Below are 25,715 nucleotides of genomic sequence, written 5' to 3'. Positions count from 1 at the left end.
CTATGAGCAATAGTCGGTTATCTCAACGCTTTATACTCCCTTTAATTACTTTTGTACTTTTTCTTTTTATTTGGCAACTCGTCATTTGGATAGGTCACTATCCCCCTATCCTCTTACCAAGTCCCTTACAAGTTGGAGCAAGCATTTGGAAATTCATTATAACCGGGGAAATTGGCATCCATCTCGGTATTAGTCTCTACCGCTTCGTCATTGGGTTTATCTTTGCGATTGTGTTGGCAATTCCTATTGGCATTTTATTAGGCCGCAATGATGCATCTTTTCACGCGATTGAACCTTTACTCCAATTAGTAAGGCCCATATCGCCTATTGCGTGGTCCCCTTTTATCGTCCTATGGTTTGGCATAGGAAACTTGCCAGCGATTGTAATTATTTTTATTGCTGCGTTCTTTCCAATTGTCTTTAATACGATTAAAGGCGTACGTACAATTGATCCGCATTATTTAAAAATAGCTAGCAATTTGAACTTAACCGGATGGAAGCTCTATCAAAATATTATTTTTCCAGGCGCATTTAAGTACATGATGACAGGGATACATATCGCTGTTGGAACGAGTTGGATTTTCTTAGTCTCTGGAGAAATGATTGGAGCACAGTCTGGTTTGGGCTTCTTGATTGTAGACTCACGAAACATGCTGAATTTAGAAGATGTCTTATCAGCTATCTTTTTTATCGGGCTTTTTGGATTTTTAATCGATCGGCTCATTAGTTATTTAGAAAAATTAATGCTCAAGCACTTTGGGGAATCTTAATTTATAGGAGGCATCACGCATGTCTATCGACACACTGATTGAAAATGAACTAGAACCTTATTTAATTGATATTGATTACGGTGATTACTATGCTAAATCATTCATCCAACAACTTTTCGCAGAAGGCCATTTTTCAGAAGACAATCTCATAAAAAATGCACAGTCTATCGAAAAAGTCTCAGAAGCTTGTCTGACTACGGGCTTTTGTTTATGGTGCCAACTGGCCTTTTCTACTTATTTAAAACAAGCAAAACAACCCGCACTCTATCGCGATTTGCAACAGAAAATTTTATCAGGCGAAGTATTGGGGGCTACGGGTTTATCTAATCCGATGAAATCTTTCAATGATCTTGAAAGTTTTAACTTAACACATGTTGATCATGGCGATACAATCGTAGTCAATGGACAACTACCTGCCGTAAGTAATATTGGATCTGACCACTATTTTGGGGCGATTTCTCAACATCAAAATAACGGAGAACTGATTATGTTTATTATACGTGCCAATACAGCAGGGCTCACGTTAGAAGAAAAATCAAATTTCTTTGGCGTCAATGGTTCTGCTACATATCGCATTACTTTTGATGAAGTCAACGTGACTAAAGACCAAATCATTACTAAAAAGGCCGAACAATTTGCTTCAGCGATACGTCCGCAATTTATTGCACTTCAAATTCCAATTGCACTTGGTGCGATTAAAAGTTCATTGGACTTAATCCGCCAATTTTCAAATGCACAAAACGGCATCAATGCTTATCTAGAATATGACGTTAGAGCTTATGAACAAAGGTATCGTCAGTTACATCAACAATTTTATACCTTACTTGAAAGCCATCAAGATACGTTACAAACACACCTTTTAGAACTCATTCAACTCAAAAAAGCACTAGGCTATCTTTTATTAGAAGTCAATCAAGCTTCCATGGTCAATGGTGGCTCTCGTGCTTATTCACCCAAAGCACCACAAGCACGTAAACTCAAAGAAGGCTTTTTCTTTGCCGCACTAACGCCTACATTAAGACATTTAGGCAAACTCGAAACCACGCTACAATCACAATAATACCGCTTCATCAACAATTTGAAGTCAACGGCTTCTTCCTCTATGGATGAATGTCCATCACTGACCGGTTTGCGTATGGGATAATGTTCTACTTTACGTAAACCGAGTCATTCTTTTTAAATCACTCTTATCTCTTTATCCTCATAAATGTATATAGATTAAGAAACATTTTTATCACGAACCCACTTACTGAATTCCAACGTTGACAAAGGCTCAACGACTCTATTTATGTCTATACTGTGACTAATATCTGAAAATAAAGTCTTTTTCTTTTTACAATTTTGTGAACTATGTTATATTTCATGTAAGGGTTTACATTATGTGTAAGGAGCTGTCGTAAATGAAACAATGTACTTTGGAAACGTTCAAAACATTGATACATGATGGCGATGTGATTGGTTTAGCTGCACTCACTGTTTCTAACCTTCCTACAGCATTACTTTACGGATTAGCAGAGCAGTATGATGAAACAGCTTCACCTGCGCATCTCACTTTTATGTTAGCAAATGACATTAGTACAGGAGGCCATACGATTGATTTAGACCATTTCATTCAACGCAATATGGTCGATCGCATCATCATGAGTATAATGACGGCTTCCCCTTTGACAGCGCAGGCGATTCAATCGAATCAAGTTGAAGCGTATTTTTTACCACAAGGTGTGATTGCCACACATTACCGTCAAACCAATCATCTCACACCAGGTATCATTACTAAAATCGGTCTTCATACACATATTGACCCGCGATATAAAGGCGGTAAAGCTAATGAAAAAACACAAGAATCTTTAGTCTCTTTAATTAATATTGAAGGAGAGGAATTTCTTCATTATCATTTACCAGCCGTTAATATTGCACTCTTAAGAGGCACTTATGCTGATGAAAAAGGCAATATTTATATGGATGAAGAAGCGCATCTTGGTGAAAGTTACAGTGTTGCATTAAATGCCAAAGCCCATCACGGGACAGTCATTGTTCAAGTGAAAGCTATTGTTGATAGTCGTCAACAAAATCCAAATCATGTTTTTATACCAGGTTCTCTCGTTGATTATATTTATGTTGTAGAAGATATCGCCTATCACCGTCAATTGATTCAAACACAATATAGCCCTGCACTATCTGGACAAATGCGTGTTGAATCTTTGCCGGAGCCACCCTTACCGTTCAGCATACGAAAATTAATTTTACGTCGGGCGGCTCAATTTTTAACAACAGGCGATACGATTAGCATTGGCTTTGGCATCAATAACGAACTCACCAACCTCCTGCATGAGGAACGTGTGGAACATCTAGTCCAGCCGATTATGGATATTGGCATATTTGGTGGTTTTATCGGAAGTCGTGACTACTACGGTATGAATTTTAACGTTGATGCCCGTATGCGCCACGATTTAACTTGGGATTTTATTTATAACAGTGGTATTTCAATCGCATTTATGAGTTTTGCAGAAGTGGATCAATACGGTCATGTCAATGTCTCATATTTCGGTCATCGAATGAATGGCTGTGGTGGTTTCATCGACATTAGTCAGTCTGTCCAAAAAATTGTTTTCTCTGGCACATTAGTTGCTAGGGGTCAACTGAGCGTGTCAAATCAAGCCTTACATGTTGAACAACAAGGACAGACGCAAAAATTTGTCTCAAACGTATCCAATATTGACTTTAATGCGGATTACGCCAAGTCACTTCAGCAAGAAATCTATTATGTGACGGAACGTGCCGTCTTTCAATTAACTCGAGATGGATTGATGCTAATAGAAGTCGCACCAGGACTAGATATAGAGCGAGATGTCATTGCTCAAATGGGCTTTAGACCGCTCGTTTCCAAAAATCTGAAAACCATCGACACTTCCATTTATCATCACGTATGGGGGGCACTTTTAGATCGCATACAGACAGAAGCATGACGATCAAAAATGAAACAAGGGGGTATATTTATGAATTTCGACTGGATCAAAACACGCGCAGATTTTGATGTTGAAAAACCAGCTGTCATCGATCCATTTAAAGAGACACAATGGACATATCAACAACTCAATATTCGTGCGGATAATATGGCACATTATCTCGAATCACAAGGGATTCAACAAGGAGATGTCATTGGTATATTTGCACCTAATGATGTCGCCATATTGGATTTATTATTTGCCTCATTTAAAATGGGCGCAGTCTTTCTTCCTATCAATTGGCGACTTAATCCGAAAGAAATTGCCGGTGTTGTGTCAGATTCAGGTTTAAAAATTCTTTTTTACGCAGAAAAGCATTTGAGTTCACTTAATGAGATTAATCCTGATTATTTGCATATGGACATAGATTCAGATGCATACAATCAAATAGTTGACCCCTCTCAACATCATGCTTACAAAGCCAAAGCTGTTGAGCCAACAGATCTCGCTACATTGATTTATACAAGTGGTACGACAGGTGTTCCAAAGGGGGTCATGTTTTCATATGAATCGTTCGTCAATAACGGCGCAAATATTGAACTAACTTATAAATTTAACTCCGAGTATTTAACCATTATTTCAACACCTATGTTTCATGTGCTCGGTTTTAACGATACAGTTCTTCCTACTTTAATGTCCGGTGGCACGCTTGTTTTACAACGTTATTTCAATGGCGAGGCGCTCAATGACCTCATCGCACAATATCATCCAGACTTTTTGATTATGATTCCAACCATGTATTACAGTACATTGAACCAAAAAAACTTTAATCCTGACGATTTTAGAGCCATCAAGTTTGTTATTCAAGGCGGCTCGCAACCTTTACCTAGTATTCAACAAGCATTCAAAAAATATGGCATTAACATTATTAATGGCTACGGTTTAACCGAAGCCCCTCTTGTCATGGTCAATACACCTGAAAATGCACGTCATAAACCGATGAGCATTGGTAAATCGGTCATGTTTGTCGACGCAAAAGTGTTGGATGAAGATAAAAACGAAGTGGGCGATGGCGAAATTGGGGAGTTGGCCATTCGCTCTAAAAATGTGACACCTGGGTATTGGGGACAGCCTGAAGAAACGAAAAAATCTTTCTATAATCAGTACTTCTTAACGGGGGATCTCGCTAAAAAAGATGAAGATGGCGATATTTACATTATTGATCGTAAGAAAGAACTCATTATCACTGGTGGCGAAAATGTCTTACCATCAGAAGTTGAAAACGCCTTAGCTGAGCATCCATTAATTGATCGCTGCGTCGTCGTAGGATATGAACATCCAAAATATGGAGAATCTATCGCCGCGGCTATTATTTTACGAGAAAAAGTACCTGACTATGTTGAACAATTGGACAAGCATATGCGGGAACGTCTTGCAGGCTACAAAGTACCACGGATGTATTTACCTGTCACACATATGCCACTGAATTCAACACAAAAGCCAGACAAACTCGTGATTCGTGAAATGATGAATTCAAAAGTAAATAAAGAAGCATCTTCCGAAGCCAATCACAATGCATAAGGGAAACATCGTATACGCAATTTTGAGGAGGAATGTCAAATGACTACTGAAAAAGAAGCAAGATTGAAAAAACTTTACCCTGAAGATATTTTAAGCATTTCCAAAATGTTAACCAATGGCGAATTAACATTACTTGAAGAGCTCAATCATCTGTTAGAAAGCAAATACCGTAAAGACATTAATCAACATTGGGTCAATGCAACTGTTCCAGAAGATTATTTTAAAGACATCGGTGACTTGAATTATTTTAGTCATCCCCTACTCTTTAAAGATCGTGAAAATGCAAAAACACCAAGCCAACTGTTCCAATTTTTCATGTCTTACACAATTGCACGCTTCGATGTTTCACTTGCTACTTTATTAGGGGTACATCAAGGATTAGGTCATAATACGTTTTTATTTGGTGGTAGCAAAGAACAAGTGGCCAAATATGTTCCTAAATTACAGTCTCATGAACTGAGAACTTGTTTTGCGTTAACTGAACCTGATCACGGTTCTGACGTTGCGGGTGGTTTAGAAACTGTCGCTGAGCAACGTGGTGATGAGTGGGTATTAAATGGTGCTAAAAAGTGGATTGGTGGCGCACATGTTTCAGATGTCATCCCTGTATTTGCGATTAATAAAGCTACAGGAAAGCCGCATTGCTTTATTGTGACACCTGATCAAGAAGGCGTCGACATTGAAATCTTAGAAAATAAAATTGCCTTACGTATTGTCCCTAATGCACTTATCCACCTTAATCAAGTGACGGTGAAAGAGTCTGACCGTTTACAAAACATTACAAGCTTTAAAGATATCGCTAAAATTCTTTACTCTACACGCGCAGGCGTCTCATATATGGCTACCGGCGCGCTTGCTGGGACATTGCGCGCCACACTCGACTATGTAAAAGAACGTCAACAATTCGGAAAATCAATTAGTCAATTTCAACTTGTTCAAGAGAAACTGGCGATGATTCAAGGTAATCTCACACATGCGATGGCGATGTGCGCACAGCTGGCACGTATGCAAGAAAATGGTGAATATGATGAGGTCGCAACATCCACAGCCAAAATGATGAATACGTTACGACTTCGAGAGTCCGTAGCGATGGGGCGCGGGATAACTGGAGGCAATGGTATTTTAGCAGACACTTATGACATTGCACGCTTTTTCTCAGACGCTGAAGCCATGTACACGTACGAAGGGACACATGAGATTAATGCCCTGGTCATTGGCCGCGCATTAACGGGAACTTCTGCATTTATTTAAATCGCTTATGCTTCAAAATCCATCTATCACACAATGTCATATCAATTAAGTTTGAAATTGCTTAGAAATGGAGGAATGATGATGACGATCAGAAAAGTTACAATTCTTGGTGCTGGTACAATGGGCGCACAATTAGCCGCAGTATTAGTCAATGCAGGATTAAAAGTTAAATTATTAGATATCGTATTAGACGAATCCGATCCCAATCAAATTTCTAAAGCAGCATATGAACGAATCACACACCCTAAGAAACCGTTGTTATTCGATTTAGATTTTGCTTCAAATCTTTCTTATGGCAACTTTAACGATGACTTAGAAAATGATGATGCTGACTTGTATTTAGAAGCTGTTAAAGAAGACTTAAGCGTTAAACACGAGATATGGAAAAGCGTCGCACAGTCTGCACCTAATCATGCTTACTTTGCAACGAACACATCAGGAATACCGATTGAGGCTATCTCAAAAGTTTTTAATGACGCAGACAAAGCGCGTTTTATGGGATTACACTTCTTTAACCCACCTCGTATTATGAAATTGGTCGAATTAATACCAAATCAACAAACACGTAGAGAGATTATTGATGAGATGCATACTTTCACTGAAGAGGTCTTAGGTAAAGGCGTCATTGTCGTGAATGATGTACCCGGATTTGTCGCAAACCGTGTCGGCACACAAACGATGAATGATATTATGTATCGCGCAGAACAACAAAATTTATCTATCCCTGAAGTGGATACTCTCACAGGACAGATTATCGGGCGTCCAAAAACAGGCACTTATGCATTGTCTGACTTAGTTGGGTTGGACATTGCCGTTTCCGTAACGCGTGGTATGCAACAATCAGAAAAAGAAAAACCCTATTTCAAAGATGTCACTTTAGTCAATCAACTCTATGAAGCGGGCGCACTGGGTCGAAAAACGAAGCAAGGCTTTTATAAGAAAGATAAAAAGCAGCATCAAAGACTTGTTTACGATTCAAAACAACAAGATTATATTCAAGTTGAAGCGCCTCAACTCCCAATATTGGCAGAATTTAACAAAGACTTAGCGCACAATTTAGATGTCATCTTTAATGCGAAAGACCCTGCCGGACTATTTTTATGGGAAACGTTGCGTAACAATTTCTATTATGCTGCGATTAATGTCCCTTACGCCACTAGTGATTTCCGTGATATCGATCGCGCTATTGTATGGGGATTCAACTGGAAACTCGGCCCATTTCAGCTTTGGGATTTAATGGGCTTTGAGCGTGTGAAAGCACGGCTACAATCTGAACTGGGTGACTTGCCAGAGTGGATTGAAGCACATGAAGAAGGTTTCTACCAAGAGGACGAAACGATTGCACATGTGACACCTGTTTCAGAAATAATTGATGAAGTCATTTGGAATCGTGAGGATTCACAATTAGCGATTGTTAACAGACATCAACTTTTATTTAAACTGCAAAGTAAAAATAACGTTATCACTGATGACTTTAATGATGATTTGGTCGAAGCAATTGACATATTAGAAAACGAAGCCTACTCAAGTATGGTGATCTACGCAGAAGGACCCCACTTTAGTGTAGGCGCTAATCTCTATGCGATGAAAGAAGCACATGAAGCTCAAAAAGTAGAAGAATGGGTCGCACCTGCAATCGAAAAGCTTCATTCAAGTTTCAATCGCTTAAAATATAGTACGAAACCTATTGTGACTGCGGTTCAAGGCCGGGCATTAGGCGGAGGTTGTGAACTGGTGCTTCATTCTCCATTTGTCGTCGCGAGCAGTGAAACATATATCGGCTTAGTGGAGGCAGGCGTAGGTTTATTACCAAGTGGCGGAGGCCTTGCTGAATTGGCTGGACGTATTTTCCAAACTGACCACCTGTTTAATGATAAACAAGCATCTATGTTACAACTGTTACAAACAATTGGTCTTGCTAAAGTTTCTACCAATGCCTTTGAAGCACGCCGTTATGGCTTTTTAAAACCGACAGACAGCATTATTTTCAATCAAGATCGACGTGTAGAAGTCGCTTTAAAACGGGCACAATTCGAGGCTGATGCACATTACAGACCTGAACCTAAGCGTCAATACATTGCGTTAGGTCAAGATTTTCTCGCCTTAGCTAAAGGTCAACTTGACGCACAACGTGAGGGCCATTTTATTAGTGATCATGACTATAATATCGCGGTACGTATTGCAACAGTACTGTCGGGCGGAAACTTACCGCGCAACACTTATATCAATCAACGCTATATGCAAAAACTGGAAAAACAACATTTTATTGCACTTTTAAAATCAGAACCAACATATGACCGTATCAGTTATATGTTAAAAAATGGGAAGCCTTTAAGAAACTAAGTTTGTTGAGAAAGGATGATGAATATGCGTGAAGCCTATATTGTCGCATACGGACGGTCGGCAGCAGCAAAATCAAAAAACGGTGCTATGTTTCACGAAAGACCTGATGAAGTAGCAGCTCAAGTTTTATCAGGCGTCTTAAAACGGGTTAGCGGCCAATTTCGCTTTGATATGGTAGATGATGTCATTGTCGGAAATGCTTTTCCAGAAGGTTTACAAGGTCAAAACATCGCCAGAACAATTGCATTAAGAGCAGGTCTACCGGAGTCCGTACCTGGTCAAACCGTCAATCGGTATTGCTCATCTGGATTACAAACAATTGCGCTCGCAGCCAATCAGATTATAGCCGGACAAGGGGATATTATTGTCGCTGGTGGCGTAGAACTGATGAGTACTGTACCTATGGGGGGCAATGAACCGACCAACAACCCCATCTTAGAGGATCAAAATGTAGGTGTTTCAACTCCTATGGGACTTACAGCCGAGAATGTTGCACAAACATATAAAGTTTCTCGAGAAGACCAAGATGCCTATGCCGTACAAAGTCATCAACGTGCTGCACGTGCGCAACGAGAGGGTAAATTTGAAGATGAAATTATACCTATCGATATTCACAAGGTTGAATATCATGCTGATGGTCCAGAGGTACATGTAGAAACGTTTGATCAAGATGAATTTATACGCCCTGATACGAACGTTGAAACGTTGCGCCAACTACCAACCGTATTTAAATCAGACGGAACAGTCACAGCCGCAACTTCTGCACCACTTTCTGATGGAACAGGCTTTGTCGTCGTCATGTCTGGGGAAAAAGTAAAAGCGCTCAATGTCAAACCTATCGCCCGATTTGTTAGTTTTAAAGCAGTCGGCGTAGATCCAAAACTTATGGGTATCGGCCCTGTTTACGCCATTCCTGAAGTGTTAAAATCTGCCAACTTAACGATTGATGATATTGATTTAGTTGAATTGAATGAAGCCTTTGCAGCACAAACTTTAGCTTCTATGCGAGAAACAGGACTCAGTGCTGATAAAACGAATGTTAATGGTGGTGCCATTGCATTAGGCCATCCACTCGGTGCAACGGGTGCGATGCTTACCGCACGTTTACTCTCTGAAATGAAAAAACGACCAGACACACGTTACGGCATGGTGACGATGTGTATTGGTGTCGGCATGGGTGCTGCTGGTATCTTTGAAATGGTACGTGAATAAAGCACATTCATCACATTGGAGAAAGCCGAAAACACAAAAATAAAACGGAGTCAGGACAAGCTATGCGTATCAATCGCATAAAGTCTGACTCCGTTTGTTTATTGCATACGCCTAAGCAATTACTTTTGCCCGTATGCCAATTGATGGATTGTTTTAAATTGTTTAACTGTGATTTCGTTAGCATGTGTTTTTTGATAATTTTGGCGTACTTTAAAGTAACGCTTTTTCAAATGCACATCGCGCAATGCTTGTTTTAATTCTGCTGCTTCATCCTCTTTTGAGAATAAGTTTTGAGGTGCCGTATACGTGCGATTATGTGCAATAGCTGCATAGCCTAAAATCAGCATATCGTAATTGAAGGCTTTACGAACTGCATCGATAATTTCGCCACCTTCATTAATATCCAAATAAATGTCGCACTTTTGATATAACTTCTCGACTGTACTTAATTCAATCGCTTGATATAATCGAACATTTTTATAACGCTCAAGTTGAGTGAGTACCGACGACATCTCAGTGACCGCACCAACATGGAATGTCGCAAATGGGCATGCCTCTATGATTGAAGCGATATGATGAATTTGATCGGTGTTTGTCATTGTGAGAATTTGGGGTTGATATGTGTTCGCCTTTTCATATTGATACAAATAACCACCCTCATGAATAACTGAACATGCATCTTCATTAACCGCTTCAGTAATTGCTTCATATTCCTCTTTATGTGTCACTACAATTTGGAAATCTCTTTGGCCTGTATCGTTATTAAAAATTAACTCCATATTACCTGGGACATTTCCTTTACAATGTTCTTGCCAATAGAGGACATCTTGCCCTCTATGATTAAGATAATACAGCACTGAGAAAGGCGTTCCTAATGAGTTCACCACAAAGTGGTTTAAGTCAATCTCCAATGCTTCTAAGAAAAAGGTTAAAAATGCGATATGACTTTCAAAGTGGTACTGCTCACCTTTCCAATTTAATACGACAGATTGCGCTAAGAAATTGTAATAAATTACATCTTTACCGTCTTGATCAAAATAGCGTCTAAAAATTATGTTTCTATTTAAATCATAAACCGTTTGTGCAAAAAGCACACCGTGTTGCGTATAATGATCCACATACTGTAACTTTCCTTGCTGATTCAACCATTCAACATGACTCACATGACGGCGTTTTTCACCCGGTCTATATTGAATCATCGCACGTTTTTGACTCATATCTTTAACCCATGCTTCTTCATTATTCCCTTCTATTTCCCAAAATCTAGGGACAGGAATTTCATTGAAATAAAGCGGACGTCCATTTTTAGGTGCACGATAGTTCGCGAAAAATTGGTACGGTGTTATCATTCCTTCAGGCAAAAAACCATCATCTTCCAGCACAATTGTTGGCGCTTGTTCATCAGCTAAACTTAAAGAATCATATAATGCTTTTGTTTCACTATCAAAATGTTCGAACAAATTAACCATGTTGCACCTCTTCTACTAAATCTTTCCAATTTTGTTGAATATTTTCTAATAAGTAAGGACGTGCAATTCGATAAGAGGTATCGTGTGGCTTTTTAGGTCCATGATTAAAGTATTGCACCATCGCATCCGCAAGACGCTGAATAATCGCCTCATTGCCTTCTTCTTTGACATCAATCGGAATAAGATATCCATTTTTTCCATCTCGAATAAACGTAGGATTGCCGTAATTCACATCAAAGCCGATCATTCCTAAACCAGAGCCAACCGCTTCCATCAACGTTAAACCAAATCCTTCACTCGTAGAAGCTGCCGCAAATAGCTTATAATCTGCATAAACATCGTCTAATTTAACGTGACCTAACAAGCGAATATAATCTTCTGCTTGATGACTTTGAATTAAATCTTGAATCTGCGCTCTTTCGCCACCTTCACCATAGATATCAAATGTGAGTTTCGGTACTTCTTTTTTAGCAATGACCGCTGCACGCACGAGCCAATCAATATGTTTCTCACTAGCTAATCTTGACGCTGTAATCATTGAATAAGGTTTACGCTTTTTGTTTGGCTTCCGCAGTTGATCTAAGCAGCCTACTGGGATTGTGAAAATTTTAGGCGTTGCATTTAAATATTTCTTAAATTGCTGAGCCAAAATATCTTTTTGACGTTCTGTTGCAGTAATATAAAAATCAACCTCTTTATGGTTTGTAAATTGATATTCATAATAGTTGTTCCACAAAATATGATGCTCGTCCGTCGCATTTTCACTGAAATGTTCCGCGTGTACAACAACCCCTAACTTACTGTCGCCACTATTTTGCATCATAGCTTGACCTACTTCAGTCGCGCGATCAAAAATCACAATATCGTCAGCTGTTAAATTTAATTTTTGGAAGAAATAGGCTACAAACGCTTCTTTAGTATAAAGTTTTGCATCTTTCATCGCATAAATATGCGTGCCACCATCAATATATTCTGTATAAGCTACTGAACCATCTTCATTGTAAAATTGGCGCATAAAAAGTTTCGCTTTATTGTCATAAGGCGCATAATATTCTGAGAAAGTTCGCACATAACTATAATAATCTTTGCGTACGAGCTTGCCATTAATAACAAATTCAGCAAAATCAACAATATCCTCATGTTCATTTTTTAAATAACAAGTGACATAGCTATCCCCTTGTCCCAACGTCAGCCATCTGACCTTACCTTCTTGCTCTTCTTTCACCACATTGGCATGTATGCTTGATTTAATATCTTCTAAAGTATAAGAAGTCGGTGCGATTTTAATATCTGTAAAATACTGATAAAGCCAGATTACTTCCTCATCTTTAAAACCTATATTTTCTGTAAGGGTTTGTATATTTTCAGAACTCATAAATTCTAAAAATACAAATTTTAAAGGCATTTTTAGTTCTCGTAGCAATTTGGCACGATACATTTGTGCATACTCGACACCGCTACTCGCCCACCCAATACCAAAATTAATGTTATAAATTGTCAATTTGAAATCACCTCTTCTAATTCGGAAAATGCACGATTAATCGGCCCTTCTCATCAAAACTTGTAATACTTTGACAAAGGTATTTCACGATGTCTTTTTTGATTGCTTCTCTCATCAACTCAAATGATTCGAGCGCGACACGATGATACTCAAAAATAGGATTACGTTTCCCGTTTTGACGTGCATTCACACTTGATTTTAATTTTTGTAAATGATCCACCTGTTTAATCCAATTACTATCCACTGCTTTTAAAATCGCCTTTTGTACAAATTGTGTGTACAAATACGTATTTAATTTCGCTTGTTGATATTGCAATTGCTCTTGAAATAATTGCATTAAATATTGAATGACCTCATTCGGGTTATTTAAATTCAGTGCTGATATTTCACTTGTAAACTGAAAGCTTAAATTTTTATAAATATAATCAATGAGCATCCTTTCAGACACAGTCGCTTTTTTAACAAGTGTGGTAAACACTTCATGCGCAATGCTTTCAAGTTGCTGATGCTCTATTTTGGTCATATTCAAAATGTGATTCCGCTCTTCATAAATCAATTCACGTTGCGCGCTAATACTTTTTTCAAATTCATTGGACGTCTCTCGTGTTTGTGTCCCTTGTTCTTCTGACACCCTTTGGGCACGTTGCACAATTTTTTTAATGCGTCGTTGAAAAACAAGACTATTTTGAAGCGTATCGGTATCCATTTCCATCAGTTTGTCCATGTTTAAAGACTTTGTATCTCCCCATCGCTTAACCAAATAATCATCAATGGAAATGTAAATTTGAGACGTCCCAGGATCCCCTTGTCTACCTGAGCGGCCTCTTAACTGACGATCTACACGACTATTTTCCATATGCTCACTTATTATGACCGCTAAGCCCCCTAATGCTTTCACACCTTCAGCCAATTTAATGTCTGTCCCACGACCAGCCATACTGGTTGCTACGGTGACTGCTTTTAACTGCCCCGCTTCTGCAATCATTTGTGCTTCTTTCGCAACATTTTGTGCAATCAACAAATTGTTCGGTATATCTAGGTCAAAAAATGCACTTGAAAAATATTCTGCCATTTCTGCAGTACGTGTAATCACAAGGACAGGACGTTGTTCTTGATAAAGCGCTTGAACCCGTTCGATAATGGCGATATTTTTATCTTCGGCATTTCTAAAAACGCGGTCTGGAAAGTCTTGTCTCTGAATCGGCTTGTCAGTTGGAATTTGGACGACCACTTTCGTATATAAATCCAAAAACTCTTTTTCACCGAGTTTGCTTGTTGCGGACATCCCTGAAAAAACATTAAATTGCTTAAATAAATTTTGAAAAGTAATGGTCGCCATCACACTTCTATCCATCGTGATTTCAACATTTTCTTTCGCCTCTAACGATTGATGTAAGCCTGATTGAAGTTTCGTACCTGGCATCATGCGTCCAGTAATGCGATCTATTAATACGATGTCACCTTGAAAAACAAAGTAGTCAAAGTTATTTTCAAACAAATGTCGTGCTCTTAAAGCCAAGTTAATATTGCGCACTAAATCGAAATAAGGGGCATCAAAAATATTTTCAATACCAAAGTATGCATTCGCCGCATCAATACCTTGATCTGTCAACCAAATTTCTTTTTTTGTTTTCTTCATTTCGAAATGTTGCTTTTCCACAAGCGTTTCTACAAACGTTTTGACCACCTTAAACAAGTTCGATTGAAGACGAGGCGCACCAGAAATGACGAGTGGTGTTTGTGCAGAATCTAAAATAATAGAATCCACTTCATCGATAATGCCGTAATTCAGTTTGGGTAGGAATTTACCTTCTTTACTATCTGCTAAATTATCAATTAAATAATCAAAGCCAAGCCGTCCACCTGTCGTATAGATAATGTCATGATTATAAATCGCTTGCTTTTCGCCCTTTTCATATTGATGGTCTGGATCTTCAACAAAGCCTAAAGCGATAGTGATCCCTAACCATTCAAATAATGGTTGCATCTCTAGAAAATCGCGCTTAGCCAAATAATCATTGGTCGTAATAAGGTAAGCCCCTTTTCCAGACAATGCATTCAAGTACAAAGGTAACGTTGCTGTAAGCGTCTTACCTTCTCCCGTTTGCATTTCTGCGATATTACCTTCATGCAAAACAATCGCACCCAAAACTTGGACATCTTTAGGAAACATTCCTAATACGCGCCAGCTTGCTTCTCTCACAACTGCATAGGCTTCTGGCAAGAGGTCATCCAATGTTAGCCCTTGCTCTAATTTCTTTTTAAATTCCATTGTTTTTTGTTGAAGTGCCTCATCGGGTAAAGCACGATATGCTTCTTGATAGCGATTAATCCGGTTCAATATTTTTTTAAGCTTTTTTAAACGGACTTGGTTAATTGTTTCATGAATGCGATTTGGCATCATTGCTCACCTCCACACACCTTGGCAGTTTGTAACATGGCAAGATGTCGACTTGGATTCAATAGCGGTTCGACTAACTGAAATGCTCCAGTATCCAAATGGTTCTCCGTTTGATAAACGACAACATGCGCGACATCAGTATTCATTTCGATTTCCTCATGATTTGGTCGTTGTGTCACAAATGCTGTGCCTTTCATATGCGATGTCATGACACACGCCATTACATTGGAACGTGAATGATAACCTATGAAATGAAGTGAACATTGCTTTCCTAACGCATTGATCCGTGCCGTCAAATTTGATACCACTTGCGCCATAGATGCTACGTCCCAATTGTGCACTGTGATACAGTTCGGGAACTGGCGAAGCGCACTGTTGCTGACTCCATTTTTTTCGACAAATACGATATTCACTATAGGGAGATGTGACACTTTATTTTGGATATCACTGATGTATAGTTGATTATCCAGTTGCGCATCTTCTCCTTCTTTAATACAAATTTGACGAAATTTCACAACTTTTGAAGCAGCATTAATCATTTGAAGTTCATAATTAAATGCCTGTTGTGGCATTCGTACTTCCGCTTCATGTCCAAGAATAATTTGAACATCACAGACCGTGTTATCTCGATGTTTAAAAATGATTTTAAAATAAATGCCATGTGAGGGCTCCACATCATAATCAAATTTGAAATGATAAGTCTGATCTTTCTTTAAAATTGGCAACGTGGGTATCGTTTTATCTTTCTGAAAATTTGTCATCATTTCCCATTGGTGAATGACGATTCCAGACGGCATTAATTCATTTTGAAAGACTGTCTCTGACGCATGAAATCGAAATTGTGTCCCATACATAAATGTATTGGACGTGATTTGTGTCCATCGAATATTAAAACTATCCTTTTCTTTCATGTGTCACTCTCCCAAATCGACTCTCAAGAATCATATTGTAAAAATTAACAAACCAGTTTGTAATCGTTTCAGAATCATCATTATGTCGCCCCGGTATACTGCGGCTCATCACACGGATATGCTGACGGGATAAAAGTGGCAACAGCATATTGAATGCTTCGATGTCATAGTCATCATCTTCCATATACGAGACAGCAACGGTGGTCTCTTTAATATTCGACTGCTCTAAAACATTCCAAAATCTCCGGTTGAGCCTTTGAATTGAATCCGCATCCATTGCTTTTTCATTCTTCATCAATACGTCAATCGCAGTTCCAAATTCTTCAGGTCGTTTTAAACGCATACATTCAGCGATAGTCCCAATATTCACCAGCGGCTTTCCAACAACGATTGCTGCTGGTTTTAACTGTGCGCCATAATATAAAGCGCCAAATGATCCCATAGAAAGCCCAGATAAGATTAAATCATCATCTTTAAAACCAAGAAATTTCAACTTATCTTGAATCACTTTAATAATGTTGGATTCAAAAGACTTTGAGCCTAAATAAAATGCGCCTCCTTCTACTCTCGGATCAGCGATCAGTAGGAATGGCGTTTTAAATTTACGCATCATATAAAATCCTTCAAACCCTTCGGCAGTCCGATAACCACTGAAATAGACATTGAGGGGCGGCTTCAAATCACCGGGATCAAAATAATGAAGAAACTCTTCTCGATTTTCATCGACATAGCGTTCTCCACCTAAAATACATTGCCCCATTTCCATTCGAGACCATCTTTTGTGTATCGCACCTACCCGTAAAGTTCCGGTTCCTTTCGCCTTTGCAGTAATAAGAATATACGCATTCTCATCTGCCACTGGTATCTCTAAAGGACGTTTTAGTTCTTCACCTTTTAAGACAAATTCTCGACTAAATTTTCCAGCTGTCCCAAAATCCAATAATCGAAGCGTAAATAAAACTTCAACACGGCCTGTGACAGTATACTCAGGCCATATTTGAATCACTTTCTCACGATCATAAACTAAATAATTTTGCCACGATAAAATGGGCTTAAAGTCTTCCCCAAAATCTCCAGTGAGCACAATCGCATGACTTCCATCATAGTATGCGTCACCTTTAAATCTTGAATTGACGATACAAGTGTGAGGCGCAATTTTATCCCCATACTGTCCTGAGAACGATAAGGCTAACAATTTATGAATACATTCTTCCGAAGTCTTATATTGAAATGGACGAATCATCCGTTCACGAACCAGTGGCTCTGATTTAAATTTTGAGCCCCAAAATTGTTGATCAATATAAGTGTTGTACGGTGCAGTGATATTTTGTAAAGCCTTCATTAAAGGTTGTGAATAAGCAGTTTGTACAAAAATAAGATCATATGCTTTATCATTCAAATATTCATCGTATGTCACTTTATCTTCTAACGCACGGGTTGTTAAAAATTGAAAAACAACATCCTCTTTCGTTAAAAAGTGTGATGACAAATCATTACCACCTATTTGTAAGACTTTATATTTACGCGCCATTTTCATCACCCACTATCCAATGCGCTAATTGTTTGACGATTTGATGAGATGCATAATGTTTGGCTAACTTCATCGAATAAGCAAAAGCATGGTTCCAATTTTTTAAATGATTTAAGAAGTAATCTGTCGCAATCGCCAAATCATCAATATGATGAAGGAGATAGCCATTCACACCATGTTGTACATAGTCTGTGGGGTTAAGATTAATCTGTGGTAAACCTGCCCCAATTGAACAAATTTGTAGAAACAAATCTGGCTCGTCACTTAGATCAATAATGAGTCGCATCGTCGCAATTGCTTCAACAAGTTGATTTTCAAAAGGCACTTTTTTCAACACAACATATTCGATTGCTTCATCGCCTACAATATCGCGAATCATTTCAGGTGTTGAATTATTTCCACTCAATTCACGATTGATATGCTGCATCGTTTCATTAATCCATGAGGGTATCACATCATGTGTTTTACTCAACAATTCCACACGGACTTGTGGATGCTGTTGCATTTCCACTTTCAATTGCGCCATTGTGCATTCGAATAGTAACGGATCAATCCCGTCTATCCATACACCTATCTTCATTTCATGAAGCTGACTACTGATATTTGCATGAACTTGAACATCAAAAGGCGTAATACGCATCATTTGATTGTCACTTTGAAATTGCTTTTGATAATGCGAAAGACGTCCCTCATTATCAATAGTATCTACAAGCCAATAACGTCCTTTTTTAATTGAAGCAAACTCATTTTCAGGCTCTGCACTTTTTCTGCCTTGAAATATGGAAAAACAGAGCTGTTCACATGGAATGTGTGCCGCAACCAAATGATTGTGGCGTATATCCGATGCAACAATCGCCGCTTCAATAGGTGTGTCCGCACGGTCTATATACCGTTGGAACCATTCATGAATAATGTCGGTCATATGTGCATAAGTGATTTGATTAAAAAGAGGTTGATATTTGTGATGAATTTCAACTTTTCCAGTAGCACCATCTTCTTTCATCACCCAGTCACCATCAAATGTCATATAAAGTTGATGATCAACTTGTCCTTTATCGTCATAAATCATCACACTAGATAGAAAACCGCGATCATCAAAAATATAACGTCGGCGTTTCACATCGTTTTCATATGTCTCAATCCAAATGAGATAGCCCTCTTGACTAAAATAGATATTTGAATACTGAAACTCCGAAGTGATTGCACGAATATAAAATGGCATATATATAAATTCTGTCTCTTCAGGCCAATTGAGCTGTCGATAGTCCACAGATTGCGGCGTTTGATGTTTAAAACCTTGAATCTCATCAAATAATGACCAATAATGTGCATCAAACAAGTCATGTCGATGTAAAAACGTACGTAAATCAGGACTATAATTTAATAGCACAAGTACAAATGGCTGCTCATTTTTAAGATGCATGCCCATCAGACTGATTAAATCATCAAATTCTGTTTTAGATTTTTTAAAAAAGATGGGTTTGGCATGGCTTTGCCACCAATTCTCATCGCTATACCAAGCCGGGATAAAACATTTCATAATTGTCTCCTCACCAATATTGTTTTAAAACATGTTGATACTTATCGAAATAGAGATAGGTTCTAAATGTATCTGCAATATTAATCGCAATATAAACTAAAATAATCAATTGTACGGCTAAATATATTTGTTGAGACAAATGTGGGATAAATAATGAGCAATACAACGGTATGCCAATGATAATCCCAACAATAAACGTTCCAAACCAACATATTCTTGTAGCCATACGATTGAGATAAGCGGATGTCTCTTTTCCAGGCCGCACACCTATAAAATAGTTTCCATTTTTTAAGAAGTTTTTCGAGTTTTGCTTCGTATTAATCATTAATCGTGACAGAAAATACCCTAATACGATCTGTATCAATAAATACGTACTGATGCCGATATAATTATCGAAAGAAAAAATTTTAATATGGGCAGTCTGTCCTATCGTCAAACTCAGTGCTAGATTTAACGTACTATTTAATAGTAGAAAGACAGATAAACTAATCATGATGGATAGACTTCCACCTGGATTGAGTTTCCATGCTAAATAATTCACCGTATTTTCTTTTGAAACATCCAAAATATCTTGATATTTTGTTCGGTATTCTATTAATTCAATCAGCAATAAAGTAAATAATGCTGCCACAATCAATACAGTGACAATGATGATTTCGTATGTTTCTATATTTAATTTAGGTCCATGCTGATTAAATATAGATCTCACAATGCTTAACATAACGATTGGCATTGGCCCGGCAACGCCATTTCTTACATTTTGATCGGCAAGCCAAACGAGCATCATTGAGCCCGCAATTAAAATTAATAATAAAAGCAATGCATTGGATTGTTTTAAATGACTATGATAAACGAATTGATTTAAAACAAAGCAGCCTTGCACAATACTCAAAATTAAAGTCAGAAACTTTTCTTTAAAATGCTTTTCCGCTCGTGTTTGTCTCATCGATTTCTCAATGTTTTTGTAAGACCATAAGCTAATAATAAGCAATGCTGTTAACCATGGACCGAGTCCAAGTGAAAAAACATTCAATCTTGAAATATCTCCACCCATATTAGAAACAGCTAGCCTATAAAACCCATTGCCCTGATATTTCATTGCATGTGCACTGATGATTGGAACATGGCCTCCTAATATGTATATCAATAAAATAAGAATTGTGAACAGTATTCTTTTGTGTAGAATTTTGTATTCATATTGTTTAAAAATACGTTTAATGATATTACCTCTCACATTAACCCTCTTTTATATAAAACATGGGGTCAAAGGGGCTATCCCTTTGACTTTATTGTTCTAGCCCCTTCTACCATGTTTGAACTTATTTTTATTGTTCAGATGATTGGTGATCATCCTCTTTATCTTTTTTAGATTTTTTTAACAATCCAAGACCTGCAAACATTGCTGCAATCGCTGCAAACAAGCCACTTTGTGATGTTGTTTGACCCGTATCTGGTAATGTTTGTTCCGATGCTTTTGCTTGTTGCGTTTGCGTGTCTGATGATTGCATTGTTTGCGCATCCATCGAAGGTGTCGCATTTGTCATTGCATTCATAGCAGACGATTCGCTATCAGATGAAGTTTGAGACATTGATGTACTCATCGACATACTTGCTGATCCACTTTCTGACATTGATGCACTCATTGACATACTTGTTGATCCACTTTCGGACACTGATGTGCTCATTGACATACTTGTTGATTCGCTTTCTGACACTGATGTACTCATTGACGTACTTGCTGATTCACTTTCGGACGTTGATGTACTCATAGATTGTGATTCTTTAACAGAAAGGCTCATTGATACACTTTCGTATGTTGACAAGCTATCTGATGCGCTTGTAGACATACTTACTGAATCACTCATATGACGAGATGCTGATAATGACGCACTTTCATCTGCATTTACAGACATTGCTTCTGATACAGATGTACTTGTTGAAGTACTCAACGATGCACTTGTTGACGCGCTCGCTGCTTCAGATACAGCTTGATTTACACTTGCTGACAATGATGCATCTGTTGATGTTGAAGCTTCCGCACTTGCTATTTCACTCAATGATGCACTCATAGATTGACTATTCAAACGTGCTTCTTCTACTGAATGACTTAACGATGCTTTGTCAGAGTTCGATACTGAAATCGATACACTTGAAGCTGTACTCATCGATGCACTTGCTGATGCTTGTTCTACGATTGAAGTAGAAGTTGATGCACTTTCTGCAGCTTTTTGTGAAGCTTTTTCATATTCTGAAAGGCTTGCTGATTTGGAAAGTAATGCTGAATCACTTGTCGAATGTTGTACCGACTGATGCGCTGACTTAGATAATGATGCTTGTTCTGATTTCGACGCAATTTGTGATTGAGATGACGCATTTTTCATCGAAGTACTTTCAGATACTCGTTGGCTCATGGATGCTTGTTCAGAAGCTCTCAATACACCCGATTGACTTGCTGATGTAGAAGCGACTGTTGAATCACTTGTCGAAGTCCTTGCTGATAATGATGCTGACTCAGCTGAAGCCATCTCACTTGGTGTGTGATTTTTGTGGCTTTCAATTGCGCTTGTTGATAACGATGTGCTCATCGATGCACTAGCTGAAAGACTTCTGATGTCATTAAACATCAATGACACGCTTGTTGACGCACTCACTGATAATGATTGGATTTGTAAACCAAATTCAGAAACGCTTGTGGATACACTTGTTTTATCAGCATCTACTTTTGAATTCGATTCTGATGTGCTTGCTGACGCACTTTCTGATTGAGATTCTGCCAATGATTGTTTTTCTGACATTTGTGCAAACAATGAATCACTTAGAGAAGCATTCATCGATTCACTTGTTAATGTTGAAACAGAGTTTGCTTCATACTCAGAAGCAGCCATTGATGCCAAATTGCTAGTTGAAGTGCTGATTGACGTGCTCTTATCTGCACTTGCAGACTGACTCATTGTTGCAACAGTTTCATTAGATTGATCTGCTGACATGCTCATTGATTCAGACTCACTCATAGCATGACTTAACGAACTACGCTCTGATACACTTGTCGATTCACTCAACTGTTCAGTGGACTTAAGTTCAAGATTTGTAGACATCGCTGTTGATTGTGAATCAGAAGCGGATGTACTTGTTGAACTACTGCTCATAGCACGCATCGACGCACTAGTCAAACGTGAAGCTGACAATGATTGTTGATCTTTAAGACTCACGCTAGACGCGTTTGACATAGAATCAACGGTAGATTGGCTTGTTGATACACTTACAGACTCACTGATTAACTCAGATACATTAGTAGGAAGTTTATCAGACGTTGACGTACTCATTGATTCACTAATTACACCGATTGGTAAATCTATTGTTAATGATTTGCCTGTTGAAGTCATCACATGTGTCGCAGATTCAGATGCTGACGTGCTTGCTGATGCTGATTCGCTCGCTTTGTTCACTGATTCAGATGTCGAAGCACTCACTGACGTTGAAGTACTTACTGAAGCAGTTTCACTCGCTTTGTTTGCCGACTCAGATGTTGGTGCACTTACTGATGTCGATGTGCTCGTTGATGCTGATTCGCTTGCTACTTGAGCTGAAGTCGATGCTGACTCGCTCGCTCTGTTCACTGATTCGGATGTTGACTCACTCATCGATGTTGATGTGCTTTCTGAAGCTGATCCGCTTGCTTTATTTACAGACTCAGATGCTGATGCACTTTCCGACGTTGACGTGCTCGCTGATTCAGATGTTGATGCACTTACGGACGCTGACGCGCTTGCTTTGTTCGTCGACTCAGATGCTGACGCACTTACTGACGTTGACGTGCTCGCTGACGCTAATCCGCTTGCTTTGTTCGCCGATTCAGATGTTGACGCACTCACCGACGTTGATGTGCTCACTGATGTCAATGTGCTTACTGAAACGGATTCGCTCGCTTTGTTTACTGATTCAGATGTTGACACACTCACCGACGTTGACGTACTCGCTGATTCAGATGTTAATTCACTTACGGACGCTGACGCGCTTGCTTTATTCGCCGACTCAGATGTCGAAGCACTTTCTGATGTTGATGTGCTTACTGATACTGATTCGCTCGCTTTGTTCACTGATTCAGATGTTGACACACTCACCGACGTTGACGTACTTGTTGATGTCGACTCACTTGCTTTGTTTGCCGATTCAGATGTCGAAGTACTCACTGATGTCGACGTGCTCGCTGATACTGAATCGCTTGCTTTATTCGCCGACTCAGATGCTGACGCACTTTCTGATGCTGATGTTCTTGTTGATGTCGACTCGCTTGCTACTTGAGCTGAATTTGATACAGATTCACTTGTTGATACCGATGCACTCTTAACTGCTGATGCAGAGTCTGATTCACTTACCGATGTTGATGTGCTTACTGAAGCTGATCCGCTTGATTTGCTTGCCGATTCAGAGTCTGATGCACTTACTGATGTCGATGTGCTCGTTGATTCGGACTCGCTTGCTACTTGATTCGATGTAGAAACTGACTCACTTGTTGACGCTGAATTGCTCTTAGCTACTGATGTGGAATCTGATTCACTCACCGATGTTGATGCACTTGTAGAAGTTGATCCGCTTGATTTGCTTGCCGATTCAGATTCAGATGTACTTATTGATGTTGATGTACTTTCTGATGCTTTGTTCACTGATTCAGATGCTGATGCACTTACTGATGTCGATGTGCTCGTTGATGCTGATTCGCTTGTTTTGTTCGTCGACTCAGATGCTGACGCACTCACCGACGTTGACGTGCTCGCTGATTCAGATGTTGATGCACTTACTGATGCTTTGTTCACTGATGCAGAGTCTGACTCACTTACTGAAGTTGAGTCACTTGTCGAAATCGATGCACTCTGAGCTGTTGATGCAGAGTCTGATTCACTTGCTGATGTTGACTCACTCGCTACTCTATTTGAATTTGAAACAGATTCACTTGTTGATACTGAATCACTATTAGCTACTGATGCCGAGTCGGACTCACTTGTCGATGTTGACTCGCTCTCTAATCGATTTGAATTTGAAACCGATTCGCTTGCTGATGTTGATGTGCTCTTAGCTGCTGATACGGAAGCTGATTCACTCACTGATGTTGATGCACTTGTTGATGTTGACTCACTTGCTACTCGATTCGAATTTGATTCCGATTCACTTGTCGATGTCGACGCACTCTTAACTACTGACTCGGAAGCTGATTTACTCACCGACGTTGATTCACTTGTTGACGTCGACTCGCTTGCTACTCGATTTGAATTTGAAACCGATTCGCTTGTTGATACGGAATCACTATTAGCCACTGATGCGGAATTTGAATCACTCACTGATGTTGAATCGCTTGTCGATGTCGATTCACTCGCTACTCGATTTGAATTTGAAACAGAATCGCTTGTTGATACCGATTCGCTCTTAGCCACTGATGTTGATGCTGAGTCACTTACTGACGTTGATGTGCTTGTAGAAGTAGACTCACTTGCTATTCTGTTCGAATTTGATTCCGATTCACTTGTTGATGCTGAATCACTATTAGATACAGATGTTGAATCTGATTCACTCACCGCTTTTGATGTGCTTGTTGAAGTTGACTCGCTCACTACTTGATTTGATGTTGAATCTGATTCACTCGTTGACACTGAATCACTCTTAACTGCTGATATTGAAGCAGAGTCACTCACTGACGTCGATGTGCTTGTAGAAGTTGACTCACTTGCTACTCGATTTGAATTTGAAACCGATTCGCTCGTAGACACGGAATCACTATTAGCCACTGATTCTGAGTTTGAATCACTTACTGATGTCGACTCGCTAACTAATCGATTTGATGTTGATACGGAGTCACTTGTCGATGTCGACTCACTCGCTACTCTATTTGAATTTGAAACCGATTCACTTGTTGATGCTGAATCACTATTAGATACAGATGTTGAATCTGATTCACTTACTGACGTTGATGCACTTGTTGACGTCGACTCGCTCGCTACTCTATTTGAATTTGACACAGATTCACTTGTTGATACTGAATCACTATTAGCTACTGATGCCGAGTCGGACTCACTTGTCGATGTTGACTCGCTCGCTAATCGATTTGATGTTGATACAGATTCGCTTGTTGATGCTGATTCACTCTTAGCTACTGATGCAGAAGCTGATTCACTCACTGATGTCGACTCGCTAACTAATCGATTTGATGTTGATACGGAGTCACTTGTTGATGCTGACTCGCTCGCTACTCGATTTGAATTTGAAAC

Annotated in this window: 18 protein-coding genes and 1 pseudogene; 11 read left to right on the top strand and 8 right to left on the bottom strand. The window is 39.0% G+C overall.

All coding sequences use genetic code 11. The features are described from left to right. The first annotated feature begins 2 nt into the window (after window positions 1-2). The 7 genes from CD118_RS03405 to CD118_RS03375 all read left to right on the top strand — a co-directional run bounded on the left by CD118_RS03405 (window position 3) and on the right by CD118_RS03375 (window position 10,102). Complete coding sequence (locus CD118_RS03405) at window positions 3-770, top strand: ABC transporter permease (protein ID WP_050345106.1); 768 nt, start codon at window positions 3-5, stop codon at window positions 768-770. 19 nt (window positions 771-789) lie between these two features. Further along, window positions 790-1,830, top strand: coding sequence for an acyl-CoA dehydrogenase family protein (locus tag CD118_RS03400; RefSeq protein WP_103356254.1), 1,041 nt, complete (start codon window positions 790-792; stop codon window positions 1,828-1,830). Between the two features lie 340 nt (window positions 1,831-2,170). After that, entirely contained in the window at window positions 2,171-3,736 is a 1,566-nt protein-coding gene (gene fadX, locus CD118_RS03395) for a fatty acid degradation protein FadX (protein ID WP_060829327.1), read from the top strand. Window positions 3,737-3,766: 30 nt separating this feature from the next. Beyond that, window positions 3,767-5,296: a long-chain-fatty-acid--CoA ligase FadD gene (fadD, locus tag CD118_RS03390; protein ID WP_103356253.1), complete on the top strand. Its 1,530-nt coding sequence runs from the start codon at window positions 3,767-3,769 to the stop codon at window positions 5,294-5,296. A gap of 39 nt (window positions 5,297-5,335) precedes the next feature. Further along, complete coding sequence (fadE, locus tag CD118_RS03385) at window positions 5,336-6,547, top strand: acyl-CoA dehydrogenase FadE (RefSeq protein ID WP_103356252.1); 1,212 nt, start codon at window positions 5,336-5,338, stop codon at window positions 6,545-6,547. Window positions 6,548-6,628: 81 nt separating this feature from the next. Next, a complete protein-coding gene (gene fadB / locus CD118_RS03380; protein ID WP_103356251.1) occupies window positions 6,629-8,890 on the top strand; it encodes a 3-hydroxyacyl-CoA dehydrogenase/crotonase FadB in 2,262 nt (753 codons plus the stop codon). A 24-nt stretch (window positions 8,891-8,914) separates the two neighbouring features. Then, window positions 8,915-10,102 (top strand): thiolase family protein, encoded by a 1,188-nt coding sequence (locus CD118_RS03375; protein ID WP_103356250.1) that lies wholly within the window; start codon window positions 8,915-8,917, stop codon window positions 10,100-10,102. A gap of 119 nt (window positions 10,103-10,221) precedes the next feature. On the opposite strand, the gene gtfB is transcribed toward CD118_RS03375, so the two are convergent. The 8 genes from gtfB to CD118_RS12095 all read right to left on the bottom strand — a co-directional run bounded on the left by gtfB (window position 10,222) and on the right by CD118_RS12095 (window position 23,096). Continuing rightward, window positions 10,222-11,571, bottom strand: coding sequence for an accessory Sec system glycosylation chaperone GtfB (gtfB, locus tag CD118_RS03370; protein ID WP_103356249.1), 1,350 nt, complete (start codon window positions 11,569-11,571; stop codon window positions 10,222-10,224). Then, window positions 11,564-13,072, bottom strand: a complete 1,509-nt coding sequence (gene gtfA, locus CD118_RS03365; protein ID WP_060829321.1) for an accessory Sec system glycosyltransferase GtfA — start codon at window positions 13,070-13,072, stop codon at window positions 11,564-11,566. The genes gtfB and gtfA overlap by 8 nt, the downstream gene beginning before the upstream one ends. A 16-nt stretch (window positions 13,073-13,088) precedes the next feature. Beyond that, window positions 13,089-15,473 (bottom strand): accessory Sec system translocase SecA2, encoded by a 2,385-nt coding sequence (gene secA2 / locus CD118_RS03360; protein ID WP_103356277.1) that lies wholly within the window; start codon window positions 15,471-15,473, stop codon window positions 13,089-13,091. After that, entirely contained in the window at window positions 15,473-16,384 is a 912-nt protein-coding gene (gene asp3, locus CD118_RS03355) for an accessory Sec system protein Asp3 (protein WP_060829320.1), read from the bottom strand. The genes secA2 and asp3 overlap by 1 nt, the downstream gene beginning before the upstream one ends. Further along, the gene (gene asp2, locus CD118_RS03350) at window positions 16,368-17,915 is read right to left on the bottom strand and encodes an accessory Sec system protein Asp2 (protein WP_103356248.1); all 1,548 of its coding nucleotides are present in this window, start codon (window positions 17,913-17,915) and stop codon (window positions 16,368-16,370) included. Before asp2 ends, asp3 begins: the two co-directional genes overlap by 17 nt. Next, entirely contained in the window at window positions 17,905-19,455 is a 1,551-nt protein-coding gene (gene asp1 / locus CD118_RS03345) for an accessory Sec system protein Asp1 (RefSeq protein WP_103356247.1), read from the bottom strand. Before asp1 ends, asp2 begins: the two co-directional genes overlap by 11 nt. Before the next feature lie 10 nt (window positions 19,456-19,465). Beyond that, entirely contained in the window at window positions 19,466-20,674 is a 1,209-nt protein-coding gene (gene secY2 / locus CD118_RS03340) for an accessory Sec system protein translocase subunit SecY2 (protein WP_240621899.1), read from the bottom strand. 106 nt (window positions 20,675-20,780) lie between these two features. Then, complete coding sequence (locus CD118_RS12095) at window positions 20,781-23,096, bottom strand: LPXTG cell wall anchor domain-containing protein (protein WP_103356245.1); 2,316 nt, start codon at window positions 23,094-23,096, stop codon at window positions 20,781-20,783. Between the two features lie 10 nt (window positions 23,097-23,106). Here CD118_RS12095 and CD118_RS12190 point away from each other — a divergent pair, with 10 nt between their 5' ends. The 4 genes and pseudogenes from CD118_RS12190 to CD118_RS03320 form a co-directional block, all read left to right on the top strand. Continuing rightward, window positions 23,107-23,757 carry a hypothetical protein gene (locus CD118_RS12190; protein ID WP_103356244.1) on the top strand — a complete coding sequence of 217 codons (651 nt, stop codon included), beginning with the start codon at window positions 23,107-23,109 and terminating at the stop codon, window positions 23,755-23,757. 222 nt (window positions 23,758-23,979) lie between these two features. Further along, entirely contained in the window at window positions 23,980-24,330 is a 351-nt protein-coding gene (locus CD118_RS12185; protein ID WP_142380857.1) for a hypothetical protein, read from the top strand. Window positions 24,331-24,519: 189 nt separating this feature from the next. Beyond that, the gene (locus tag CD118_RS11900) at window positions 24,520-25,068 is read left to right on the top strand and encodes a hypothetical protein (protein ID WP_142380856.1); all 549 of its coding nucleotides are present in this window, start codon (window positions 24,520-24,522) and stop codon (window positions 25,066-25,068) included. 84 nt (window positions 25,069-25,152) lie between these two features. Next, window positions 25,153-25,715: pseudogene (locus CD118_RS03320) on the top strand (hypothetical protein); the annotation flags it as partial.

The organism is Staphylococcus coagulans (genome assembly GCF_002901995.1).
Classification (GTDB): Bacteria; Bacillota; Bacilli; order Staphylococcales; family Staphylococcaceae; genus Staphylococcus; species Staphylococcus coagulans.
Note: the sequence above shows the minus strand (reverse complement) of the source record. Positions and strands in the feature narration are given on the sequence as shown.